Source organism: Candidatus Poribacteria bacterium (assembly GCA_016866785.1).
Taxonomy (GTDB): domain Bacteria; phylum Poribacteria; class WGA-4E.
In genome coordinates this window covers 1-18,469 of sequence record VGLH01000023.1, presented here as the reverse complement: position 1 = coordinate 18,469, position 18,469 = coordinate 1, and the positions used below count along the sequence as shown (strand labels likewise).

At 66.1% G+C, this 18,469-nt stretch carries 16 protein-coding genes; 8 read left to right on the top strand and 8 right to left on the bottom strand.

Annotation, left to right across the window (positions count from 1 at the left end; translation table 11 throughout):
- Positions 1-18 precede the first annotated feature (18 nt).
- The 3 genes from FJZ36_05345 to FJZ36_05335 all read left to right on the top strand — a co-directional run bounded on the left by FJZ36_05345 (position 19) and on the right by FJZ36_05335 (position 4,414).
- Positions 19-2,463 carry a DEAD/DEAH box helicase gene (locus tag FJZ36_05345; GenBank protein MBM3214320.1) on the top strand — a complete coding sequence of 815 codons (2,445 nt, stop codon included), beginning with the start codon at positions 19-21 and terminating at the stop codon, positions 2,461-2,463.
- A gap of 120 nt (positions 2,464-2,583) precedes the next feature.
- The gene (locus FJZ36_05340; GenBank protein ID MBM3214319.1) at positions 2,584-3,351 is read left to right on the top strand and encodes a sugar phosphate isomerase/epimerase; all 768 of its coding nucleotides are present in this window, start codon (positions 2,584-2,586) and stop codon (positions 3,349-3,351) included.
- Between the two features lie 10 nt (positions 3,352-3,361).
- Positions 3,362-4,414, top strand: a complete 1,053-nt coding sequence (locus FJZ36_05335; GenBank protein MBM3214318.1) for a Gfo/Idh/MocA family oxidoreductase — start codon at positions 3,362-3,364, stop codon at positions 4,412-4,414.
- Positions 4,415-4,417: 3 nt separating this feature from the next.
- Here the strand turns inward: FJZ36_05335 and FJZ36_05330 are convergent, their stop codons facing one another.
- A complete protein-coding gene (locus FJZ36_05330) occupies positions 4,418-5,218 on the bottom strand; it encodes a sugar phosphate isomerase/epimerase (protein ID MBM3214317.1) in 801 nt (266 codons plus the stop codon).
- 18 nt (positions 5,219-5,236) lie between these two features.
- Positions 5,237-6,292 carry a Gfo/Idh/MocA family oxidoreductase gene (locus FJZ36_05325; GenBank protein ID MBM3214316.1) on the bottom strand — a complete coding sequence of 352 codons (1,056 nt, stop codon included), beginning with the start codon at positions 6,290-6,292 and terminating at the stop codon, positions 5,237-5,239.
- Positions 6,293-6,468: 176 nt separating this feature from the next.
- Here FJZ36_05325 and FJZ36_05320 point away from each other — a divergent pair, with 176 nt between their 5' ends.
- Complete coding sequence (locus FJZ36_05320; GenBank protein ID MBM3214315.1) at positions 6,469-6,750, top strand: hypothetical protein; 282 nt, start codon at positions 6,469-6,471, stop codon at positions 6,748-6,750.
- A 29-nt stretch (positions 6,751-6,779) separates the two neighbouring features.
- Here FJZ36_05320 and FJZ36_05315 read toward each other — a convergent pair whose 3' ends face one another.
- Positions 6,780-7,832 (bottom strand): VWA domain-containing protein, encoded by a 1,053-nt coding sequence (locus tag FJZ36_05315; protein ID MBM3214314.1) that lies wholly within the window; start codon positions 7,830-7,832, stop codon positions 6,780-6,782.
- A complete protein-coding gene (locus FJZ36_05310; protein ID MBM3214313.1) occupies positions 7,784-11,554 on the bottom strand; it encodes a hypothetical protein in 3,771 nt (1,256 codons plus the stop codon). Before FJZ36_05310 ends, FJZ36_05315 begins: the two co-directional genes overlap by 49 nt.
- Before the next feature lie 425 nt (positions 11,555-11,979).
- On the opposite strand from FJZ36_05310, the gene ribD reads away from it, so the two are divergent.
- From ribD to FJZ36_05290, 4 genes are read left to right on the top strand one after another with little or no spacing between them, the layout of a single operon-like run.
- A complete protein-coding gene (gene ribD, locus FJZ36_05305; protein MBM3214312.1) occupies positions 11,980-13,083 on the top strand; it encodes a bifunctional diaminohydroxyphosphoribosylaminopyrimidine deaminase/5-amino-6-(5-phosphoribosylamino)uracil reductase RibD in 1,104 nt (367 codons plus the stop codon).
- Between the two features lie 2 nt (positions 13,084-13,085).
- Complete coding sequence (locus tag FJZ36_05300; protein ID MBM3214311.1) at positions 13,086-13,733, top strand: riboflavin synthase; 648 nt, start codon at positions 13,086-13,088, stop codon at positions 13,731-13,733.
- Positions 13,733-15,001: a bifunctional 3,4-dihydroxy-2-butanone-4-phosphate synthase/GTP cyclohydrolase II gene (locus FJZ36_05295; protein ID MBM3214310.1), complete on the top strand. Its 1,269-nt coding sequence runs from the start codon at positions 13,733-13,735 to the stop codon at positions 14,999-15,001. The genes FJZ36_05300 and FJZ36_05295 overlap by 1 nt, the downstream gene beginning before the upstream one ends.
- Positions 15,002-15,018: 17 nt before the next feature.
- Entirely contained in the window at positions 15,019-15,489 is a 471-nt protein-coding gene (locus tag FJZ36_05290; GenBank protein ID MBM3214309.1) for a 6,7-dimethyl-8-ribityllumazine synthase, read from the top strand.
- Between the two features lie 10 nt (positions 15,490-15,499).
- Here the strand turns inward: FJZ36_05290 and FJZ36_05285 are convergent, their stop codons facing one another.
- The 4 genes from FJZ36_05285 to FJZ36_05270 form a co-directional block, all read right to left on the bottom strand.
- Entirely contained in the window at positions 15,500-15,787 is a 288-nt protein-coding gene (locus FJZ36_05285; GenBank protein MBM3214308.1) for a hypothetical protein, read from the bottom strand.
- The gene (locus FJZ36_05280) at positions 15,784-16,851 is read right to left on the bottom strand and encodes an ABC transporter ATP-binding protein (protein MBM3214307.1); all 1,068 of its coding nucleotides are present in this window, start codon (positions 16,849-16,851) and stop codon (positions 15,784-15,786) included. The genes FJZ36_05285 and FJZ36_05280 overlap by 4 nt, the downstream gene beginning before the upstream one ends.
- On the bottom strand, positions 16,852-17,709 hold the full coding sequence (locus tag FJZ36_05275; GenBank protein MBM3214306.1) for a carbohydrate ABC transporter permease: 858 nt from the start codon (positions 17,707-17,709) through the stop codon (positions 16,852-16,854).
- Positions 17,710-17,712: 3 nt separating this feature from the next.
- Positions 17,713-18,469: sugar ABC transporter permease (locus FJZ36_05270; GenBank protein MBM3214305.1), on the bottom strand; the 757-nt coding region annotated here is incomplete at its 5' end.

Here is an 18,469-nt window from a genome sequence, read left to right as displayed (position 1 = left end):
CGGGTTTGACCTAGCCGCATGCCGCCGACTATGATTGGCATGGCTGGTTTGCTCGCCACGCGTGACGCTGCTGACGCACCTTCCCAACAGACCTCAGGTATGCTGTACAACGGCCTCCTTCTCGACCCCTTTCAGGAGCAAGCCTGCCGCGCCATCGAGCAGGGCAATTCCGTGATCGTCGCCGCGCCGACCGGCGCCGGCAAGACGGTCATCGCCGAGTACGCCACGGACCGGTGCCGAGCGCTCGGTAGACGGATCATCTACACGGCTCCCATCAAGGCGCTCAGCAACCAGAAGTACCGCGACTTCACGGCGAAGTACGGCGACGACGTCGGCATCGTCACCGGCGACGTCGTCATCGACTCCACGGCTCCCGTGATCGTCATGACCACGGAGATCTTTCGGAACACGATCTTCGACGACGCGTCGCGGCTTGGCGATGTCGAATACGTCATCTTCGACGAGATTCACTACATCAACGACACGGAGCGCGGGACCGTCTGGGAGGAGAGCATCATCTTCGCGCCGCAGACGATCAAGTTCGTCTGTCTGAGCGCGACGATACCGAATCTGCGCGAGTTCGCCGACTGGATTCAGAGCGTCCGCGACGTGGACCTGGACGTGGTCTCGGAGACGGAGCGACCGGTTCCGCTGGAGCATCAGATCTACATGCCCAGCTTCGGCGTCGCATCGCTGCCGCAGTTCCAGCGAGTGCACGAGGAACTGGCGCACCGACGCAACGAGGACATCGACGCCGTCCAGCCCGTGGACATGGCGTCGTGGGACATCGAGCGATCGAGTATGGTCGATCACCTGGTGACCCACAAGCGGCTGCCATGCCTCTACTTCTGCTTCAGCCGACGTGGCTGCGAGGAACGGGCGCGGTTCTTCGCCGGTGCGAGGTCGTTCCTGACGAAAGCGCAGGAAGTCGCCATCCTCGATGCTTTCGACGAGACGTGCCGGCGCTTCGATATCGGCGACGACCCTGGCGCGACCGAATTCCGCGCGCTCATCCAGCGCGGCGTCGCCTACCATCACGCCGGCATGCTCCCCACGCTCAAGGAAGTGGTCGAACGGCTGTTCACGCTGGGGCTCATCCAGCTCCTGTTCACGACGGAGACGTTCGCCGTGGGCATCAACATGCCGGCTCGATCCGTCGTGTTCGACAGCTTGGAGAAGTACGACGGGATCGCGTTCCGCTATCTGAAGGCTCGCGAGTACCAACAGATGGCGGGAAGAGCCGGGCGGCGCGGCATCGATGACGTCGGATACGTCTACGCGACGGTGGATCCGGCGACGGCGCATCTGGGTCAAGTCGAGCACGTGCTGACCGGCGAACCGGAACCCATCGAGAGCCAGTTCAACCTCTCCTACTCCAGCATTCTGAACCTGCTCGACGAGCACGGCGAGCGCATGTTCGATATCTGCCGTCAGAGCTTCGGGAACTACCAGAGCTATCAGCTCATCGGACAGCTTCGACGACGCGTGCGCGACCTGGAGCGCGAACGCTCAAAGATGCAGGAGCCGCAGTGCATCCATCCGCGCAGCGACGCGATGGAACGACTCACCGAGTACCGCAACTTGTCGCTGGATGTCCAGAAGAGGCTCGAAGACCTGAAGCCGCTTCGGCGGGATGTGAAGCGTCGGTACAGCGGTCGGAAGAAGAAACGCGACCGGTTCAAGCGGCTGGCTCGCATCGACAACCAGGCGGAGATGATCAAGCGCGAGCTGACGCAGTCGGCGTGCCACGGCTGCGAACAGTACCGCACCTGCCAGGAGCGGTACATCGGACTCGAGAAGCGCCGCACGAAGCTCGCCGACTTCCATGCCCAGATCGAACGCGCCGAGAACTATCAGCGCGTGCAGATCGACAACCGCCTCAAGCTGCTGACCCACCTGGGCTACGTCGACGGGACCCAGATTCTGCCTCGCGGCTACGTGGCGCGGCAGGTTTACGGGTACGAGCTCCAGATCACGGAGCTCGTCTTCAGCGGGCACTTTGAGAACCTCGACCCCGATGAGATCAACGCCCTGGTCGTCGCCATCGTCTTCGAAGCGAAGAAGGACGAGTGGTACCGTCGACTGGACGGCAGCCACGTCCGAGGGCTGGTGCGTGCCGCCGCGCAGCAGATCGAGGACTTGCGCGCTCTGGAAACCACCTACGGAATCGACCCGCCGACGCAGTCGATGGACGCCAAGCTGACCTCCGCCGCGCTCGCGTGGAGCGGCGGATGCCGGTTCGACGAACTGCGGCAGCACACGAGCACGCCCGACGGCGATCTCGTGCGCGTGTTCCGCGCCGCTGCGGACCTCCTGCGGCAGATGCGCCGAGCCCTCAAGGAACACCCCACGATGCCGGGCTTGCTGCTGACGTCGATCCATCGCCTGAACCGCGATATCGTGGACGCGGAGCGCCAGCTACGCGCCGACCTCGTGACGCCGGACGCTGCCGAAGTCGCCTGAACCCATCACGTCCCGCCCGTGAGCACGACACTCCCCCTTCCCCGCCACGCCGTTGTTGGCGACAATGGGCACATCCGCCGTTGCGAGCCCGTATCGGCGGCACAACGAGGAGAACGGACCATGCACGTTGGTTGCTGTGCCTACTCGTTCCGGCAGTACCTGACCAAAGGCGAGATGACCCTCGAGGGCTTCCTCGACAAAGCCGTCGAGATGGGATGCGACGGAGTCGAGCTCACTGCGTACTACTTCCCGAACACCGAGACGGAGACACTCTACACGGTCAAGCGGCAGGCGCTACGGCGCGGACTGGAAGTCTCCGGCACGGCGGTCGGGAACAACTTCTGCCAGGCTGATCCCGCCAAGCGCGCCGAGCAGATTCAGATGGTCAAGACCTGGATCGACCACTCCGTGAAGCTAGGAGCGCCGCTGATGCGCGTCTTCGCAGGCGGGGTCCCGCAAGGGCATACGGAGGACGAAGCCCGCGCCTGGACGATTGCGTCGCTCCAGGAATGCGCCGAGTACGCCGCCCCGCGCGGCATCATGCTCGCGCTGGAGAACCACGGCGGCATCACGGCGACCGTCGAGCAGGTCGAAGCGCTCATCGAGGGCGCGGGCTCCGAGTGGGTCGCGGTGAACCTCGACACCGGCAACTACGCCCAGGACCCGTACGGCTCGATCAAGCGCACGGCTCCTCTGGCGATCACGGCGCACGCCAAGACCGAAGTTCCCGCGCCCGGAGGCAAGACCGACGCGGACTTCAACCGCATCGCCGCCGACCTGAAGACGGTCGGCTACCGAGGCTACCTGTCCATCGAGTACGAGGCGGCTGAGGACCCGATGACGGCGGTTCCCCGGTTCGTCAAGGAACTGCTCGCGCTCGTGCGTTAGAGGGAGCCCGATGCCCAAGACCTACCGCGCGGCGCTCATCGGCTGCGGGCGCATGGGCGCGACCATCGACGACGAGATACGCGGTCATCCGACGCGGACGCCGACGCTCCCGTGGGCGCACGCCGCCGGTTTCGCTGCCTGTGAGCGGACGGAGCTCGTCGCAGTCTCCGACGTGGACGCGGACAAGGCGGAGGCGATCCGCGCCCGGTACGGGGCTCGGACCGCCTACGCCGACTACCGCGAGATGATCCGTGTCGAACAGCCCGACATCGTTGGGATCGCGACGCGTCCCGGAACCCACGCCGAGATGGCGATCCACGCTGCCGAGAGCGACGTGCGAGGCATCTACTGCGAGAAGCCGCTCTGTTGCTCGATGGAACAGGCGGATGCCATCGTCGAGGCGGTCGAGCGGAACCGGACGAAGTTCAACTACGGAACGAACCGGCGGTTCTACCCGCTGTTCCGCTCGATGCGGGCGATCATCGACTCCGGCGAGCTGGGTGATATCCAGGCGGTCATCGCCTACTGCGGGACCGGCTCCGCGCAGTGGTGGCACACGCACACGGCGGACGCGTTCCTGAACCTCGCCGGTGACGCCGACGTGGACTACGTGCAGGCGTCCGTCATCGCACGCGAGTCGGATTGGGACGGGAACCGTCTGAACGCCGACCCCGGCATCGAGATGGGTTTCGTTCGGTTCCGCAACGGCGTGCGCGGGTATCTGACCTCGGCGACGGGCTACGAGTTCGAGGTGAGCGGGACGAAGGGCAAACTGCGCACGCAGAACGACTACGCCGCCTGCCAGTGGCGAAAGTACGGCGCGTGGGAGCTCTTGGAAGAGCGCCCGTTCCCCGCGCCCGAACCCGAAAGCGCGACGGTCAACCTGATCCGCGACCTGGCGGAGGCGATCGACACCAACGCCGACACGCTCGGGAACGTCCATCTGGCGCGGAAGAGCCAGGAGATCATCTTCGGCTTCATCGAATCGGGCAGACTCGGAGGCAAGCGCGTGCCGTTCCCGTTGGCGAACCGAGCTCTGCACGTCGAGAAGGCGGATTGGTGACGGCTAGCGCGCCAACTCTCGCTCGTAGCCCCGGAGCGTCGCGACCTCGCGCGGCAGATGGGATTCATACGGGTCGCTCCAGCCGATCCACTCGCCGCTCAGGTAGCCGTCGTAGCCGGCAGCCAGCAGCAGCTTGACGGCGGTGCGGTGGTCGTACGCCCCGGTGCCGATGGGAGCCAACTCCAGCGATCCTGCCGTGCCGTCGTGGACGTGAAGGTGGCGGATCCACGGCTTGAGCGTCTGGAACGCCTCCTCCATCGTCGCCGCGCCGGTGCGAACCGGATGCATCACGTCCCAGTTCACGGCGATGGCGGGATGGTTCACGCGATGCATGACGGCGGCGACGTGCTTCGGGTCGCACCAGTCGTCGTGCGTTTCGACGCAGACCGTCACGTCCCGCGATGCGGCGTGATCCGCGACGGCGGCGAGCGCGTCGGCGACGATCCCGATGGCTGCCTGCCGCTCGATGCCCTTCCCGATCTGGCCTCCAAACACACGGATACGCGATGACCCGATGTCCGCCGCGAGATCGACGGCGTTGCGGGTGTCTTGAACGTTCTGCGCCGTCGTTGCGGGGTCGGCGTAGCGGCACGACGTCGCCACGCAGGCTGCCGCGATGCCGGAGTCCTCGAACTGCCGACGAACTGCCCGACGCGTCGCCGCGTCGATGTCCGTCTCGATGCCGTGGGCATGCTTGCTGACCAGGCGCGGTTCGAGACCGTCGTAGCCGGCGTGCTTGGCGAGCGCGAGCATCTCGCCCAACGTGAGCTCGGGCGTCGAGAAGCTCATAAAGGCGTACTTCATGGTGGATGGGTCCTTCGTCTAGTCGATCTGGACAGCTTCGCCGGACTCGGCGGAGGCGTAAACGGCATCGGTGATCTGCTGCATGACGAGCGCGTTCTCGAGAGTCGTCTTGGGCGCGCGACCTTCACGGATGGCGGCGGCGAAGTCAGTGAGGGGCCCGGCGTGGACCATCGAGCGATCCTCTTCGCCTTCCCACAGCACGCGCTGAACCATCCCGTCCTCGGTCGTGGAACCGTCGAAGACGATCCGCTTGGGGTTCGAGTCGGTCATCTGGAGCTTCAAGGAGCCCTTGGCTCCGATGATCTGCCAGGCGTTCTCGGACTGGCTCGCCATGTACTCGCCGCGTTCCATCGAGATGGTCGCTCCTCCGGCGCAGCGGATCAGCGCGATGTAGTGCGTCTCGGCGTCGGAGTTCGGCGCGACGTGCGACTCGAACTGCGGCGGAACCATCCACGTCTGGGCGAACACGGTCTGCGGCTTGAGCGTCCATCCGGTGATGCCCAGCAGGTAGTCGAGGTCGTAGCAGCCCCAGTTGACGAGGATGCCGCCGCCGTTGAGGCTTTTGCGGAGCCGCCATGCGGGTCTGGGCGAATCCGGCTGTTTACCGCAGGCTCCCAGGTTTCTGTGGCGCACGACGCGCAGGTCGCCCAGTTCGCCGGTGGCGATGAAGTCGGTGACGATATCCGCGCCCTGGATGAACCGGTAGCGAGACGAGCAGCACGCAGCGGTCAGGTCGCCCCGCGCTGCGATCATCTGGCGAACCTCACCGACGTTCATCGCGACGGGCTTCTCGGTGAGCACATGCTTGACGGCGGCGAAGGCTTTGAGGGCGAGCGGCGTCCTGCCCACCGTCGGGAAGGCGAGCACGACCGCCTCGACGTCGGGGTCGGCGATCAGGTCCTCGCCGTGTTCGTAGAGCTTCTTGGGCTGGAACTTCTCCTGGGCAGCAGTTCGGTAGCTCTCGATCAGGTCGGCGGCGGCGACTAGCTCGATGCTCTCCGACTTCGATGCGGTCGAGAGGTGGTGCGTGCCGATGACGCCGCAGCCGATCACGCCGATTCGTACGGGGTCCATGGGTCTGTCCTCGCTGGTTGAGGTCGCGTGCCCGTAGTCTAGCCGTCATCCGCCAGCGCCGGAAGTGGGTCGGCGCGCGGCTAAGGGTTCATCTGTCGGCTCGCCTGCAACGCGGCTAATAGTTAAGAGGGTGAGTGTCCTTCGGCACTCGCGACCTTGTAGGAAGGAGTGGGACGATGGCGACCGAGCCGCTCGTCGTGCGCGAGTTCCATCTCAAGATGGAATCGCCTGATCTCATGTCGTTCGTCCAGCATTTCACGAACCAGCTCTGGAAAGAGGTCGTCGACCACATCCCAGCCGCCGACAAGACGCCGGAGCTCTATCTCGCGTTGCGAGGCAAGGTCGAAGGCGAGCTTCGCGAGCATGTCGCGGCGATGGACCTCTGCGGCATGAGCGCGTTCTGCGATGACGCGCGGGAGGTGGATCCCTGGCCCGATGCCGACGAGGCGAGCCAGTAGGCGCTCGATTCCGACACACGGCTCGCCGGTCACGGAACCACTCGGAGCGCCGTCCGCGACAGCCAGGCATCGCACAGCACGAGCAGCGCCGCTGCCAGGTAGAACCAGTGGCTGAGGCTGGCGTAGGTCGGCGGCGCGTGGCGTTCCAGCGTGCGACGCTCGAGGCGGTCAATCGATGCGTAGACGGCATCGAGGGCTTGAGCGTCCTGGGCGTTGAAGTAACGACCGCCTGTCGCGGCGGCGATGTCCTGCAGTAGCTGCTCGTCGAGCTTGGTCATCAGCATCGAACCGTCCGCGTTGCGCACATAACCCCTGCCGAACACCGGATCGTCGGTCGGGATCGGCGCTCCGGTTCGCCCGCCGACGCCGACGGCGTAGACGCGGATTCCTAGCGCGGCAGCCGCCTGAGCCGCCGTCTGCGGATCGACGTTGCCTCGGTTGTTCTCGCCGTCGGTCAAGAGAATGACGACGCGGCTTTCGGCGTCTGAGTCCTTGATCCGACCAGCCGCCGTCGCCACGGCATCGCCGATGGCGGTTCCCTCGACATCGGACAACGAGAAGTCCGCTGCGCCGATCAGACCATCGAGCGCGTCGTGATCAAGCGTCAGCGGGCACTGCAGGAAGGCATCGCCGGCGAAGACGACGAGGGCGATCCGGTCGTCGCGGCGTCCCTTGACGAACTCGCGGAGCGTCCTCTTGGCGGCTTCGAGGCGGTTGGGCGGGAAGTCTTCGGCGCGCATGCTCCGAGATATGTCGAGCGCCAGCGCAATGTCGATTCCCTCGACGGACACGCTGCTGGCTCTTCGCAGCACTTCGGGCTGCGCGATGCCGAGGAGGATCAGAACGAGCGACGCCCCGACGAGAGTCGTCCGAATCGCCTCGCGGTGTCGCCTCCAGTCGCTTTCCGATCCCAGCAGTGAAAGCTCGGCGTATCGAAGCCCTCGCACGCGTCGATGGACGCGGTGACGAACGTAGAGCAGCACGGGAACCAGTGGCAGCGCCCAGAGCACGGCAGCGAACTGCCAGCGCATCCCTACGACTTCCCGATGTCGGTTCCTGTGATGCCCGCTCGGGCTGCCCATGAGGCGTAGGCAACGCCACCGTGGACGTTCTCGCGCTGGGCGTCAACGACACTCAAGGCGCTGGACGCGGCGGGCCCGATGGTTCCTAGCGCGTTCAGGACGGAGATGCGGGTTCCGATCGGCAGGGATTCGATACCCAGCGCCGTAACGAGCTGTGTCGTCGCGCCGAGCTTGCCGAGGGAGGTCGCGCAGTTGTTGCGGAACGCCTCGTCCCCGTCCGCGGATAGGACCTTGACGAGCGCCTCGACGGCGCGGTCATCGTCGATGTCACCCAGCGAGGTCGCCGCTTCGCGCTTGCGTTCGATGGTAGGCGCGTTCGCCAGCAGATCGAGGAGCTTGGTCACGTGCGACGGGTCGCGCGTCATCCCGATGGCGCGGATGGCGTACAGCGCGATCTCGTTGTCGCCGTGCTCGGCGGCTTTGAGGAGCACTTCGGTCGCACGCGGGTCCGCGATTCGCCCCAGCGTGTGCGGCACGTGCCGGCGGACGAAGATGGCGTCCCACGGGTCGTCGAGGCGCTCTTCGAGGATGGGTAGGAGCTCGTTGGGCATCGCGAAGTTGCGCGACGCGTAGCTGAGCGTCTCCCAGAAGAGGTTGTGCTCGTCGGCTCCAACGAAGCCGATCTTGCGTTCCGTCGGGTCCATCAGCCTTTGCGCCATGAGTGAACCCGCGCGAGGATCGGCGAGGTTGCCGAGGGCGGAGGCGACCGCGCGACGAAGCGGCTCGGTTCCCCCGCGATCGTCGAGCGCCAGCATTAACGCCGGGACGGCGTCGGCGACCTTCGCGGCGCTCGCGGCATTGACGACGGCGATGCGCGTATCCCCGATCTCGCCCGTAAGCAACGACCCGAGCGTGCTGTCTGCCATGTCGCCGTCGATGGTTCCCAGCGCTCCAATGGCGGCAACGCGGACGTTGTCGGGTTGGGCTCGGTCGGTCGCCAGCCGGACGATCTCGGGCAGCGCGTCGGTGGACCGCATGGCTCCCAACGCCGTCGTTGCGGCGGCGCGAAGCGTCGCGTTCGGCGACGACAGCGCCGCTGTGAGCGCGGGTCGCGCGCTCAGGTCGCGGATCGTGCCAAGAGCCCAGGCGGCGGCGGCGCGTACGCGGAACCACTCGGCTTCGTCTTGGAGGCGAGCGAGCAGCCCTTCGACTGCGGTCCGCTGGTTGACCCGTCCCAGCGCGTATGCCGCCTTCTCGCGCACGTTCGGGTCGGAGTCGGACAGCAGCTCGATCAGGTCGTCCGTCGCGACCGCTCCGGCGACGAGTCCGATGATGTCCGCAGCGAGACCCCGCACGGTCGGATCAGTCGATCCGAGAACACGCCGCAAGGGCTCGGCGACCATGATGCCGTCCAGCCTCAGCGCCGTGACCACTTCGGCGCGGACGGTCTTGGACTCCGCCTCTTCCTTCTTGAGGTGATTGCCTTCGAGGATGTCGGCGAGTCCCTCCACGGCGGAGGCGTACTTGGCTTCGCGGAGCCCGATCGAGGCTGCCACGCGCGTCGTTTCGTACTTGTCTTTGCGGTACGTCTCCAGCAGCGCCGGAACGACCTGCTCCGTCTTGATCTTTCCGAGAGCTGTCGCTGCTTCGGCACGAACTGCGCCGACTTCGTCCTTCTTCAAGGCGCGAACGAGCGCTTCGGGCTCCTTCTTCAGCTCGCCGAGGGAGAACGCCGCCGCCTGGCGAACCGTCGCCCGCTGGTCGTCTTCGAGTACCTCCGCCAGCAGCGGGGCGGCGTCGGCGCCCTTGATCTTGCGCAGGGAGTGGACGACTTCCGAGCGGATCAAGCTCGCGATGGGCTTCACCTCGCGGAAGTTCCGATATCCCGCCTGCCAGCCGAGCTCTTGCCATCGCGCGTTCAAGTTCGCTTCGTTCTTGTAGAGCTTCTTGAGTTGGCGCAGGAAATCCTTCTGTTCCTCGCGGCGGATCGCCAGGATCTCTTCCATGGCGGGAACCGACTGTTGCGCGCCGATCTCGCCGAGCGTCCACGCTGCGTTCTTACGCAGCAGGTCGGGCTCGCGCTCGTCCAGGAAGAGCCCGCGCAGATCGAGTTCGATCCCCTGCGGCTTGATCTTCCCGAGCGCGATGATCGCGTTGGAGCGGACACTCTCGCGTGCGCCTCGGGACACGGCGAGCTCGCGGATGGCAGCGGAAGCGTCCGCCATCTCGTTCGGGTAGCCCCTGGGGTCCGAAACCCGTCCCAGAGCCGTGATCGCGGCGTTTTGGACGCGCGTGTCCTTGCCGCGCTCGGAACGGAGGACGGTCACCAGCGCGGGAATCGCCTCTCGGGCGCGCATCGCCTCGATGGCGCCCATCATCGCCACGAGCACTTCGGCATCGGGTTCCTCAAGCATGTGTTCCGAGAGCGTGGCGACCGCGCGCAGGTCGCCGATGGTTCCCAGGGCTCGCGCCGCGGCGACTCGGATCGTCGACGCCTCCGACGAGAGCCGATTGATGAGAGTCGGGAGCGCGTAGCCGCCCATGCCGATCAACGCGGTGCTCGCAGCGGCTCGGGCGTCATCGATGTCCAGGTAGGAGTCGAGCATCTGGAGCAGGAGCTGGCGCTGGGCGTCAGACATCGCCGTCGGTTCGCGCAGAGCGATGAGGGTGATCGCAGCCTGCACCACGATGGCGAGCCGTCGTGCCTTCTCACGGTCGGCGTCCACCATGGCGACGACAGGCAGGGGCTCCGTCTGCCAGCCTGCTGAGGCGAGAGCGATCAGCGAATCGATGATCGGCGAAGGGCGCGGGCCCGCGACTGCCAACGCGATCAGCGCGGCGCGAGCGCGTTCAACGGCGTAGGAGTTGTCGTCTGCCAGCCTGGAAAGCAGGGGAGCCTGAACGACAGGGATCAGAGCCGTGTCGCGCAACGCCTTGCGTCGAATCTGATCGATGGCTTCGGAACGCGCTTGGGCGGATTCGACCGTGTAGGTTCCATCGTCGCGGAGCGTGACTATCTGTGCGAGCGCCGCGCCAGCTTCCGGAGCATCGATCTGCCCCAACGCCAGCGGCAGTTCGTAGAGGACGATGAAGTCGCGCTCGACGCCGATGAACGACTGTAGGGCGGGAACCGACGCCGCAAGCCCGAGCCTGCCGATGTAGCGTACGGCTCCGGCGCGGATGAGCGGTATTTCAGAGGTCAACGAGCCGGACAACGCCGTGAGCGCGGCGGGCCCGAGCTTGGCGAAGATGGTGTCGACGGCGTCGAGAGTGGCGCTGTCGTTCGTCATGTGCGCGACGAGACCCGCCTGGACGACACCGTCGGCGGCTTGGGCGAGTGCGCCGGGCTCTTGAGCCGCGAGTCGCGTCGCTAGGAGCGAAAAGACTAGCGACCGCTCGCCCGTCAGAGCGGTCAGACGCCGATAGGAGAGGTCGTCGAGCGACTCCGTTGCGGCGCGAGCTTCGAGAGTCTGGATCGCGGCGTTCGCCTTGTCCGCTTGCGAAAGGATCGCCGGCAGTTGGGAGATCGCGTTGGCGTCGGTCAGGTCCAGCGCCGTGCCGAGGGCATCGACCAAGTCATCCGGGTAGCGAGTCGCCTTCTCGAGTCGCTGCTTCGCCTTCGCCGGGTTCCCTGCCTTGAGCGCTCGCTCGACCAGATTGAGCGTGGGGTCCTCTCGCGGACCGCAGCCTGACAGCCCAAGAGCGAGAGCGAAGAGCCCCGCCAGCAGGACGTGAACCGATCCTTGTGACGGACGGTGTTCGCCCGGTCCCTGCCTGTTCATTCGCTTCCGACCCTCCTCCGACCCGCCTGGCGTCCGATTCGTCACGGGCGCATGCGACGCCCTCCGTCGAGCCAGCGCATTATACCCAGACCCACCGACAGCGACAAGCGCGAACGCCTTGTCAGGGCTGTTTCATGAGCACACCTCGCCTCGCGCTTCTGCACCCCAGGCAACCGGCTGATGCCCACGCGCTGCGGCATCCGTCGACGCGCTGACCCACTATCGCCGTCGCTCCTGCGAGCCCCGCCTTCGCGGGGCTCGCGGGAATGACAGGTAGTGTTGGACCTGCGCAGCAAGCGACGAGACTCGTTCATGAAACAGCCCTGGCCTTGCGGCGGCGCGTTGGAGGCGGATTTCTTGACCGCGACGATGGGCGAGGCGTACAATCTCCTCGAACGCGACAAGCCGTGGATTCTGAGGGTCCAATGCTGGACCGCGACGCGACGTGGATGCGCCGCGCTCTGGAACTCGCCGCCCTTGCCGAGGGGCGGACGCGTCCGAACCCACTGGTAGGCGCGGTTCTCGTGCGCCATGGCGTGTGCGTCGGCGAGGGCTTCCACCCGAAAGCAGGGGAACCGCACGCCGAGGTATTCGCGCTCCGAGATGCTGGCTCGTCGTCGCGCGACGCGACGCTCTACGTCACGCTGGAGCCATGCTCCCACCACGGCAGAACCCCTCCCTGCGCGGACGCCCTCATCGCTTCCGGGATCTCACGAGTCGTGTCCGCGATGGAGGACCCGGATCGGCGCGTCGCCGGCAGCGGGCATGCACGCCTCCGAGCGGCGGGAATCGCTGTCGAGGTCGGGTGCTTGCAGGCGGAGGCGCGTCGGCTCAACGCGGCGTACCTGCGATGGCAGGCGACTCGGTTGCCGCTCGTGACCGCGAAGGTCGCCGCCAGCTTGGACGGCAAGACAGCGACTCGGACCGGCGAATCGAAGTGGATTACCGGAGCGGACGCGCGTCGCGAAGGGCATCGGCTGCGTTCCGTGCACGATGCCGTGCTTGTGGGCATCGGGACGGTTCTCGCGGATGACCCGCAGTTGACGGCTCGTCACGAGGACGCGCCGCAGCCGACGCGCATCGTACTCGACTCGACGTGCCGAACGCCGCCGACGGCTCGCATTGCCGACTGCCAGGCGGCGAGGACGGTCGTGGCGGTCACAGACAGGGCGGACGGAGCGCGTGTGTCACGGCTGGAGCGCATCGGAGTCGAGGTCTGGCGGCTGCCCAGCGGAGAAAGCGGCGTCGAGCTGAACGCGCTGCTGGATCGGATGGGCATCGAGGGCGTGCAGAGCCTCTTGGTGGAAGGCGGTTCCGCCGTACTGGGTAGCTTCGTCTCGCAGCGGTTGATCGACCGCGTCGTCTGGTTCATCGCGCCGATGGTCATCGGGAGCAGCCGCGCGACGAGCTCCGTCGGCGATCCGGGCTTCGCGGCGTTGGACGAAGCGCTTCGGTTGGGCCCGTGGCGAATCCGAGAGGTTCCGCCGGATGTCTGTCTCGAGGCGGATGTCTGTCGCGAAGGGATGTAGGCGTGTTCACCGGCATCGTGCAGCGCGTTGGGGCGGTCGCCTGGGCGGGCGAGCAGTCGGGCGGCAAGCGGGTTGCCTTCGGCTCGACGGGCTGGACGGACATCGCCCTCGGCGAGAGCATCGCCGTCAACGGCGTGTGCCTGACCGTCGCTCACGTCTCAGGAGACGCGTGGACGGCGGACATTTCCGAGGAGACTGCGAGGCGCTCCACGCTGGGAAGCCTGAGGCCGGGATCGCGTGTGAACCTGGAACGGGCGTTGCGGCTTGGAGACCGCCTCGGCGGACACATCGTCCAGGGACACGTTGACGAGGTTGGTCAGGTCGTGCGCTGCCATCCGTCCGATCGCGGTATGGAGCTCACCGTCCGCACGTCGGAAGCCGGTCTGCGCTACGTCGCCGAGAAAGGTTCTGTCGCCGTCGATGGGGTCAGCCTCACGATAGCGGCTGTGTCGGGTCGTGACTTCGTCGTGAGTCTGGTGCCTTTCACGCTGGCTGCGACGACGTTGTCCGAGCGGAAGCCCGGTGACCTCACCAACATCGAGTTCGATGTGCTATCCAAGTACATAGAAAGGCTCCTCCGAGCCGGAAACGGGTCCGAGCCGCGATCCGGGCTCGACCTGGCGACGCTGCAGGAGCACGGGTTCGTATGATGACTGCCCCGACACGCACCGAGACGGATGACGCCGACGAACGCTTCAAGCGCGCCGAGGAAGCCATCGCCGCGATACGACGAGGTGAGATGGTCGTCGTCACGGACGACGGCGAGCGCGAGAACGAGGGCGATCTGACCGTCGCCGCCCAATGCGTCACGCCCGGAGTCATCAACTTCATGACGAAGTATGCGCGCGGGCTCATCTGCCTGCCCATGACGCGCGAACGGTTGTCCGAGCTCAACATCCATCCGATGGTCGCCGATTCGAGCGATCCGAAGGGCACGGCATACGCCGTGTCCATCGACGCTCGCGAGGGCGTCACGACGGGCATCTCCGCCTACGACCGAGCCCACACGATTCGGAAGGTCACCGACCCGGACGCGAAGCCGGAGGATTTCACCAGACCCGGGCACGTGTTCCCGTTGCAGGCGCGGGAAGGCGGCGTGCTGACGCGCGCCGGGCACACCGAGGCTGCTGTCGATCTGGCGAGGATGGCAGGGCTCTTCCCGGCGGGCGTTGTCTGCGAGGTGATGAGCGACGACGGCACGATGGCGCGGTCCGAAGAGCTGCGGGCGTTCTCCGACGCCCATGGCATCCCACTGGTGACCATCGCGGACCTGATCGCCTATCGACGCCGGACGGAGAAGCTCGTTCAACGCGTCACGACAGTTCATCTGCCGACGCGTTGGGGCGTGTTCGAGCTCCACGCGTACGAGAGCCCGATCGACCGACGCGAACATCTCGCGTTCGTCGCCGGCGATGTTTCGAGCGGCGAACCGACGCTCGTGCGCGTCCACTCCGAATGTCTGACGGGCGACACATTCGGCTCGCTGCGGTGCGACTGCGGGGAGCAGTTGTCCGAGTCGTTCCGGTTCATCCAGCGCGAGGGCAAGGGCGTACTGCTCTACATGCGCCAAGAAGGCAGAGGCATCGGGCTTCTCAACAAGCTGCGGGCGTACCGGCTCCAGGAATCAGGACTCGACACGGTCGAGGCGAACGAGCATCTCGGCTTCCAGGCGGATTTGCGCGACTATGGCATCGGGGCGCAGATTCTCTACGACCTCGGCATCCGCAAGATCCGCATGATGACGAACAACCCGCGCAAGATCGCCGGCATCCATGGACACGGGTTGGAGGTCGTCGAGCGCGTGCCGATTCAGGTCCCGGCGCGCCGCGAGAACGCGGACTACCTGAAGACGAAGCGCACGAAGCTAGGGCATCTCCTTGTGGATGATCTGCTGAGCGGCGGCGGGTCTTCCGACTAGCGCAGGAAGGGAACCGCATGGCGGTGTTCGAGGGGCATCTGGTCGGCACGGGGCTGCGGATCGCGATCGTGGTCGGCAGGTTCAACGAGTTCATCACGTCGAAGCTGCTGAGCGGGGCGCAGGACGGGTTGACCCGACACGGCGTCGACGCTGAAGCCATTGACGTCTACTGGGTCCCCGGCGCGTTCGAAGTTCCCACCATCGCGGCGCGCGCTGCCGGTTCCGGCAAGTACGATGCGGTCATCTGCCTCGGAGCCGTCATCCGGGGATCGACGCCCCACTTCGATTATGTCGCGTCGGAGTCCGCGAAGGGGGTCGCCGCCGTCGGGCGCGAAACGGGCGTTCCCACCATCTACGCCATCCTGACGACGGACACGATTGAGCAGGCGGTCGAGCGGGCGGGAACAAAGGCTGGGAACCGTGGGTTCGATGCCGCGCTGACGGCGATCGAGATGGCGAACCTCTGCCGGGCGATCGCATCCGAGTAGACGTCCAGTCCTACAACAGCGCCGGCACGAATGCCACGCTGATTCCGATAGCGAGCAGGAGCACGAGGACCACCTTGACGAGAAGCGCGAGCGCGCGAGCTAGCGTCACCTCGTCCTCGTACCAGAACGTCGTCGAGACGTAGACAATCCCCGCCAGGAGCAGCATCCAGAACCCGACGGCGTACAGCGCCGACGTCAGGGGCTGCACCATGCACGCCACTCCTGCCAGGGCGATCGCGATGGAGCCCCACTCGATGCGGGCGCGAATCGCTGGCGGCAAGGGCAATCTCAGGTTCACGGCAGCGCCCTCCCGGTCTGACGGTCGAAGAACAGGAGCCTCGCCGGGTCGGGAACGACGCGAACGGCGTCGTCGATGGTCCATGGAGCCCCGTACCGCACCAGGCAGCGAAGCGTCGCACCGGCGCCGACGTCGACGTGGTACTGCGTCTCTCTACCCATCGGCTCGACGAGACGGACGACGCCGGGGAGTCCGTCAGAGCCTTCGCTAGGCTTCAGCGTGACGTAGCGCGGTCGGATGCCGACGCGGACGGGTCCCGGCGTCCCTGTCTCCATCGCAAGCGCGCCGTCGCCGATGCGGAGCCGTCGTGAGCCCTCGTCGGCGACGATCTCGGCATCGACCAGGTTGATTCGAGGCGAACCGACGAAACCGGCGACGTACTCCTCGCTGGGTGCGTGGAACACCTCATCGGGCGTCCCGATCTGGACGATCTCGCCCTGCCGCATGACGGCGATGCGGTCGGAGAGCGCCATCGCCTCGATCTGGTCGTGTGTCACGAAGAGCATCGTCTTGCCGACCTGGTCGTGTAGGTGCTTAAGCTCCGCGCGCATGGCAGCCCGCATGTGGGCGTCCAGATGCGAGAGCGGCTCATCGAACAGGAAGACCGCTGGGTCGCGGACGATCGCTTTGGCGAGCGCGACGCGCTGACCATCTGCCGGATGCAGCGCGGAGGGGTACCGGTCGAGCAGACGTTCGATGCCAAGCATCGCTGCGACTTCCCCCACGCGCTTCGCGGCGGCGTCCGGCGAGACGCGTCGCGCCTTGAGCGGGAAGGCGATGTTCTCGCGCGCGCTCAGGTACGGATAGAGCGCGTAGAGTTGGAACACCATGCCGATGTCGCGCTCGCCCGGCGGCAGGCGAGTCACGTCGCGGTCGCCGATGCGCACGGTTCCCATGGTCGGGCTTTCGAGTCCCGCGACGATCCGCAGCGTCGTCGTCTTGCCGCAGCCGGAGGGTCCGAGCAGCGAGACGAACTCGCCCTCCTCGACGACGAGATCGACGGACGCCAGCGCCTGCACGTGACCGAAGCGCTTCGAGATGCCGCGCAGCTCGATTCGCGCCATCTACTTCCTCACCGTTCCGAAGGTCAAGCCTCGCAGCAGGAACCGCTGGAGCGCGATGGCAACGACGAGCACCGGCAGGACATAGAGCGTCTCGATGGCGGCGATCAAACCCCAGTCGATCCCGAGCTCGCCCTGCAAGGCTCCCGCCAGCGCGACGGGCACGGTGCGCGTCTCCGATCCCGTCAGCATGAGAGCGAAGAGGAACTCGTTCCACGTGAACAGCAGCGAGATGACGACGGTCGCGGCGATTCCCGACTTCACTTGCGGCAGCGCGATGCGTCGGAGGACCCGCATCTTCGACGAACCGTCGAGCTCCGCCGCCTCCTCGATCTCGACGGGTATCTCGTCGAAGAAGCTCTTCATCATCCACACGACGAACGACACGCTGAAGGCGGCATAGAGCAGGATCATGCCGGTGTACGAGTTCATCAGTCCCAGTCGGCGGAAGAGCAGATAGACGGGGATGATCGTCGCGACCGCCGGAAGCATCCGTGTCGAGAGGATCGAGAACAGGATGAAATCCCGATGGCGGAACGTGTGACGCGACAGCGAGTAAGCCGCCGCGGTCCCAGCGCAGAGCGCCAGCGACACGCTCGCGAACGAGAGGATCACGCTGTTCAGGAAGTTCCGCGCGAACCTCGTCCACTGGGCGTCGCCGGTAAGGGCGGAGACGTCGATGAAGACACGGCGGAAGTTATCCAGCGTCGGCGCGAAGAGCAGCTTCGGCGGCATGGCGAAGACGTCCACGCGATCCTTGAAAGCTGTCAGGACGATCCACAGCACGGGGAAGACGTAGACGGCCGTCACCGCGTAGATCGCCGCGATCCGCACGATGCGCTTCGGACGCGCGTTCGCCATCGTCTAGCCCTCGCTCGGAGTCACGGCGGTTCGTCCGGCGCGCGCGGAAAGCCGCAGGTAGAAGTTGCTCAGGACGATGACGACGATGAGCATGATGTACGCGAGCGCCGACGCCTTCCCGGTATGGAAGTACTGGAACCCGACACGGTAGAGCGATATCGAGAGCGTCTCGGTCGCGGTTCCGGGCCCCCCCTTGGTCATGACGAAGATGGTGTCGAAGAGCTTGAGCGACTCCATCGTGCGCAGGAGCGCCGCAAGCGCCAGCAGCGGCTTGATCTGCGGCAGGATGACTTGTCGGAGCGTGAGCCACCAGCCGGCGCGGTCGATCTGCGCCATCTCGGTGAGGTGCTTGGGAACCGCCAGCAGTCCCGACAGGACGAGCAGCATAATGAACGGCGACCACATCCACGTGTCCGCGAGGATGACGGCGATCATTGCGGGCACGGGGCGGTCGAACCACTGCACCTGCCAGCCGAAGAGCGTCCGCGTGGCGAAGTTGAGAATGCCGAACGTCGGTTCGTAGATGAACCCGAAGAAAACGCCGACGGCGACGGGAGCCATCATCATCGGCGCGAGGAGGAGCGAGACGACCAGCTTGCGGCCTGGGAAGTCGTCGCGCAGCAGGAACGCCAGTCCCGACCCGATGGCGAACTGGAGCGTCACCGTACCGAGCACGAAGACGCCCGTCGTCACGAACCGGCGCCAGAAGTAGGCGTTGGAGAGCAGCGCCGCGTAGTTCGCCACGCCGGTGAAGACGGGC

Coding starts and splice junctions, on each gene's coding strand:
- FJZ36_05290 (MBM3214309.1), top strand. CDS start 15,019: ATGGCGGTGTTCGAGGGGCATCTGGTCGGCACGGGGCTGCGGATCGCG.
- FJZ36_05330 (MBM3214317.1), bottom strand. CDS start 5,218: ATGAAGTACGCCTTTATGAGCTTCTCGACGCCCGAGCTCACGTTGGGC.
- FJZ36_05275 (MBM3214306.1), bottom strand. CDS start 17,709: ATGGCGAACGCGCGTCCGAAGCGCATCGTGCGGATCGCGGCGATCTAC.
- FJZ36_05340 (MBM3214319.1), top strand. CDS start 2,584: ATGCACGTTGGTTGCTGTGCCTACTCGTTCCGGCAGTACCTGACCAAA.
- FJZ36_05315 (MBM3214314.1), bottom strand. CDS start 7,832: ATGGGCAGCCCGAGCGGGCATCACAGGAACCGACATCGGGAAGTCGTA.
- ribD (MBM3214312.1), top strand. CDS start 11,980: ATGCTGGACCGCGACGCGACGTGGATGCGCCGCGCTCTGGAACTCGCC.
- FJZ36_05325 (MBM3214316.1), bottom strand. CDS start 6,292: ATGGACCCCGTACGAATCGGCGTGATCGGCTGCGGCGTCATCGGCACG.
- FJZ36_05295 (MBM3214310.1), top strand. CDS start 13,733: ATGACTGCCCCGACACGCACCGAGACGGATGACGCCGACGAACGCTTC.
- FJZ36_05310 (MBM3214313.1), bottom strand. CDS start 11,554: ATGAACAGGCAGGGACCGGGCGAACACCGTCCGTCACAAGGATCGGTT.
- FJZ36_05280 (MBM3214307.1), bottom strand. CDS start 16,851: ATGGCGCGAATCGAGCTGCGCGGCATCTCGAAGCGCTTCGGTCACGTG.
- FJZ36_05335 (MBM3214318.1), top strand. CDS start 3,362: ATGCCCAAGACCTACCGCGCGGCGCTCATCGGCTGCGGGCGCATGGGC.
- FJZ36_05345 (MBM3214320.1), top strand. CDS start 19: ATGCCGCCGACTATGATTGGCATGGCTGGTTTGCTCGCCACGCGTGAC.
- FJZ36_05320 (MBM3214315.1), top strand. CDS start 6,469: ATGGCGACCGAGCCGCTCGTCGTGCGCGAGTTCCATCTCAAGATGGAA.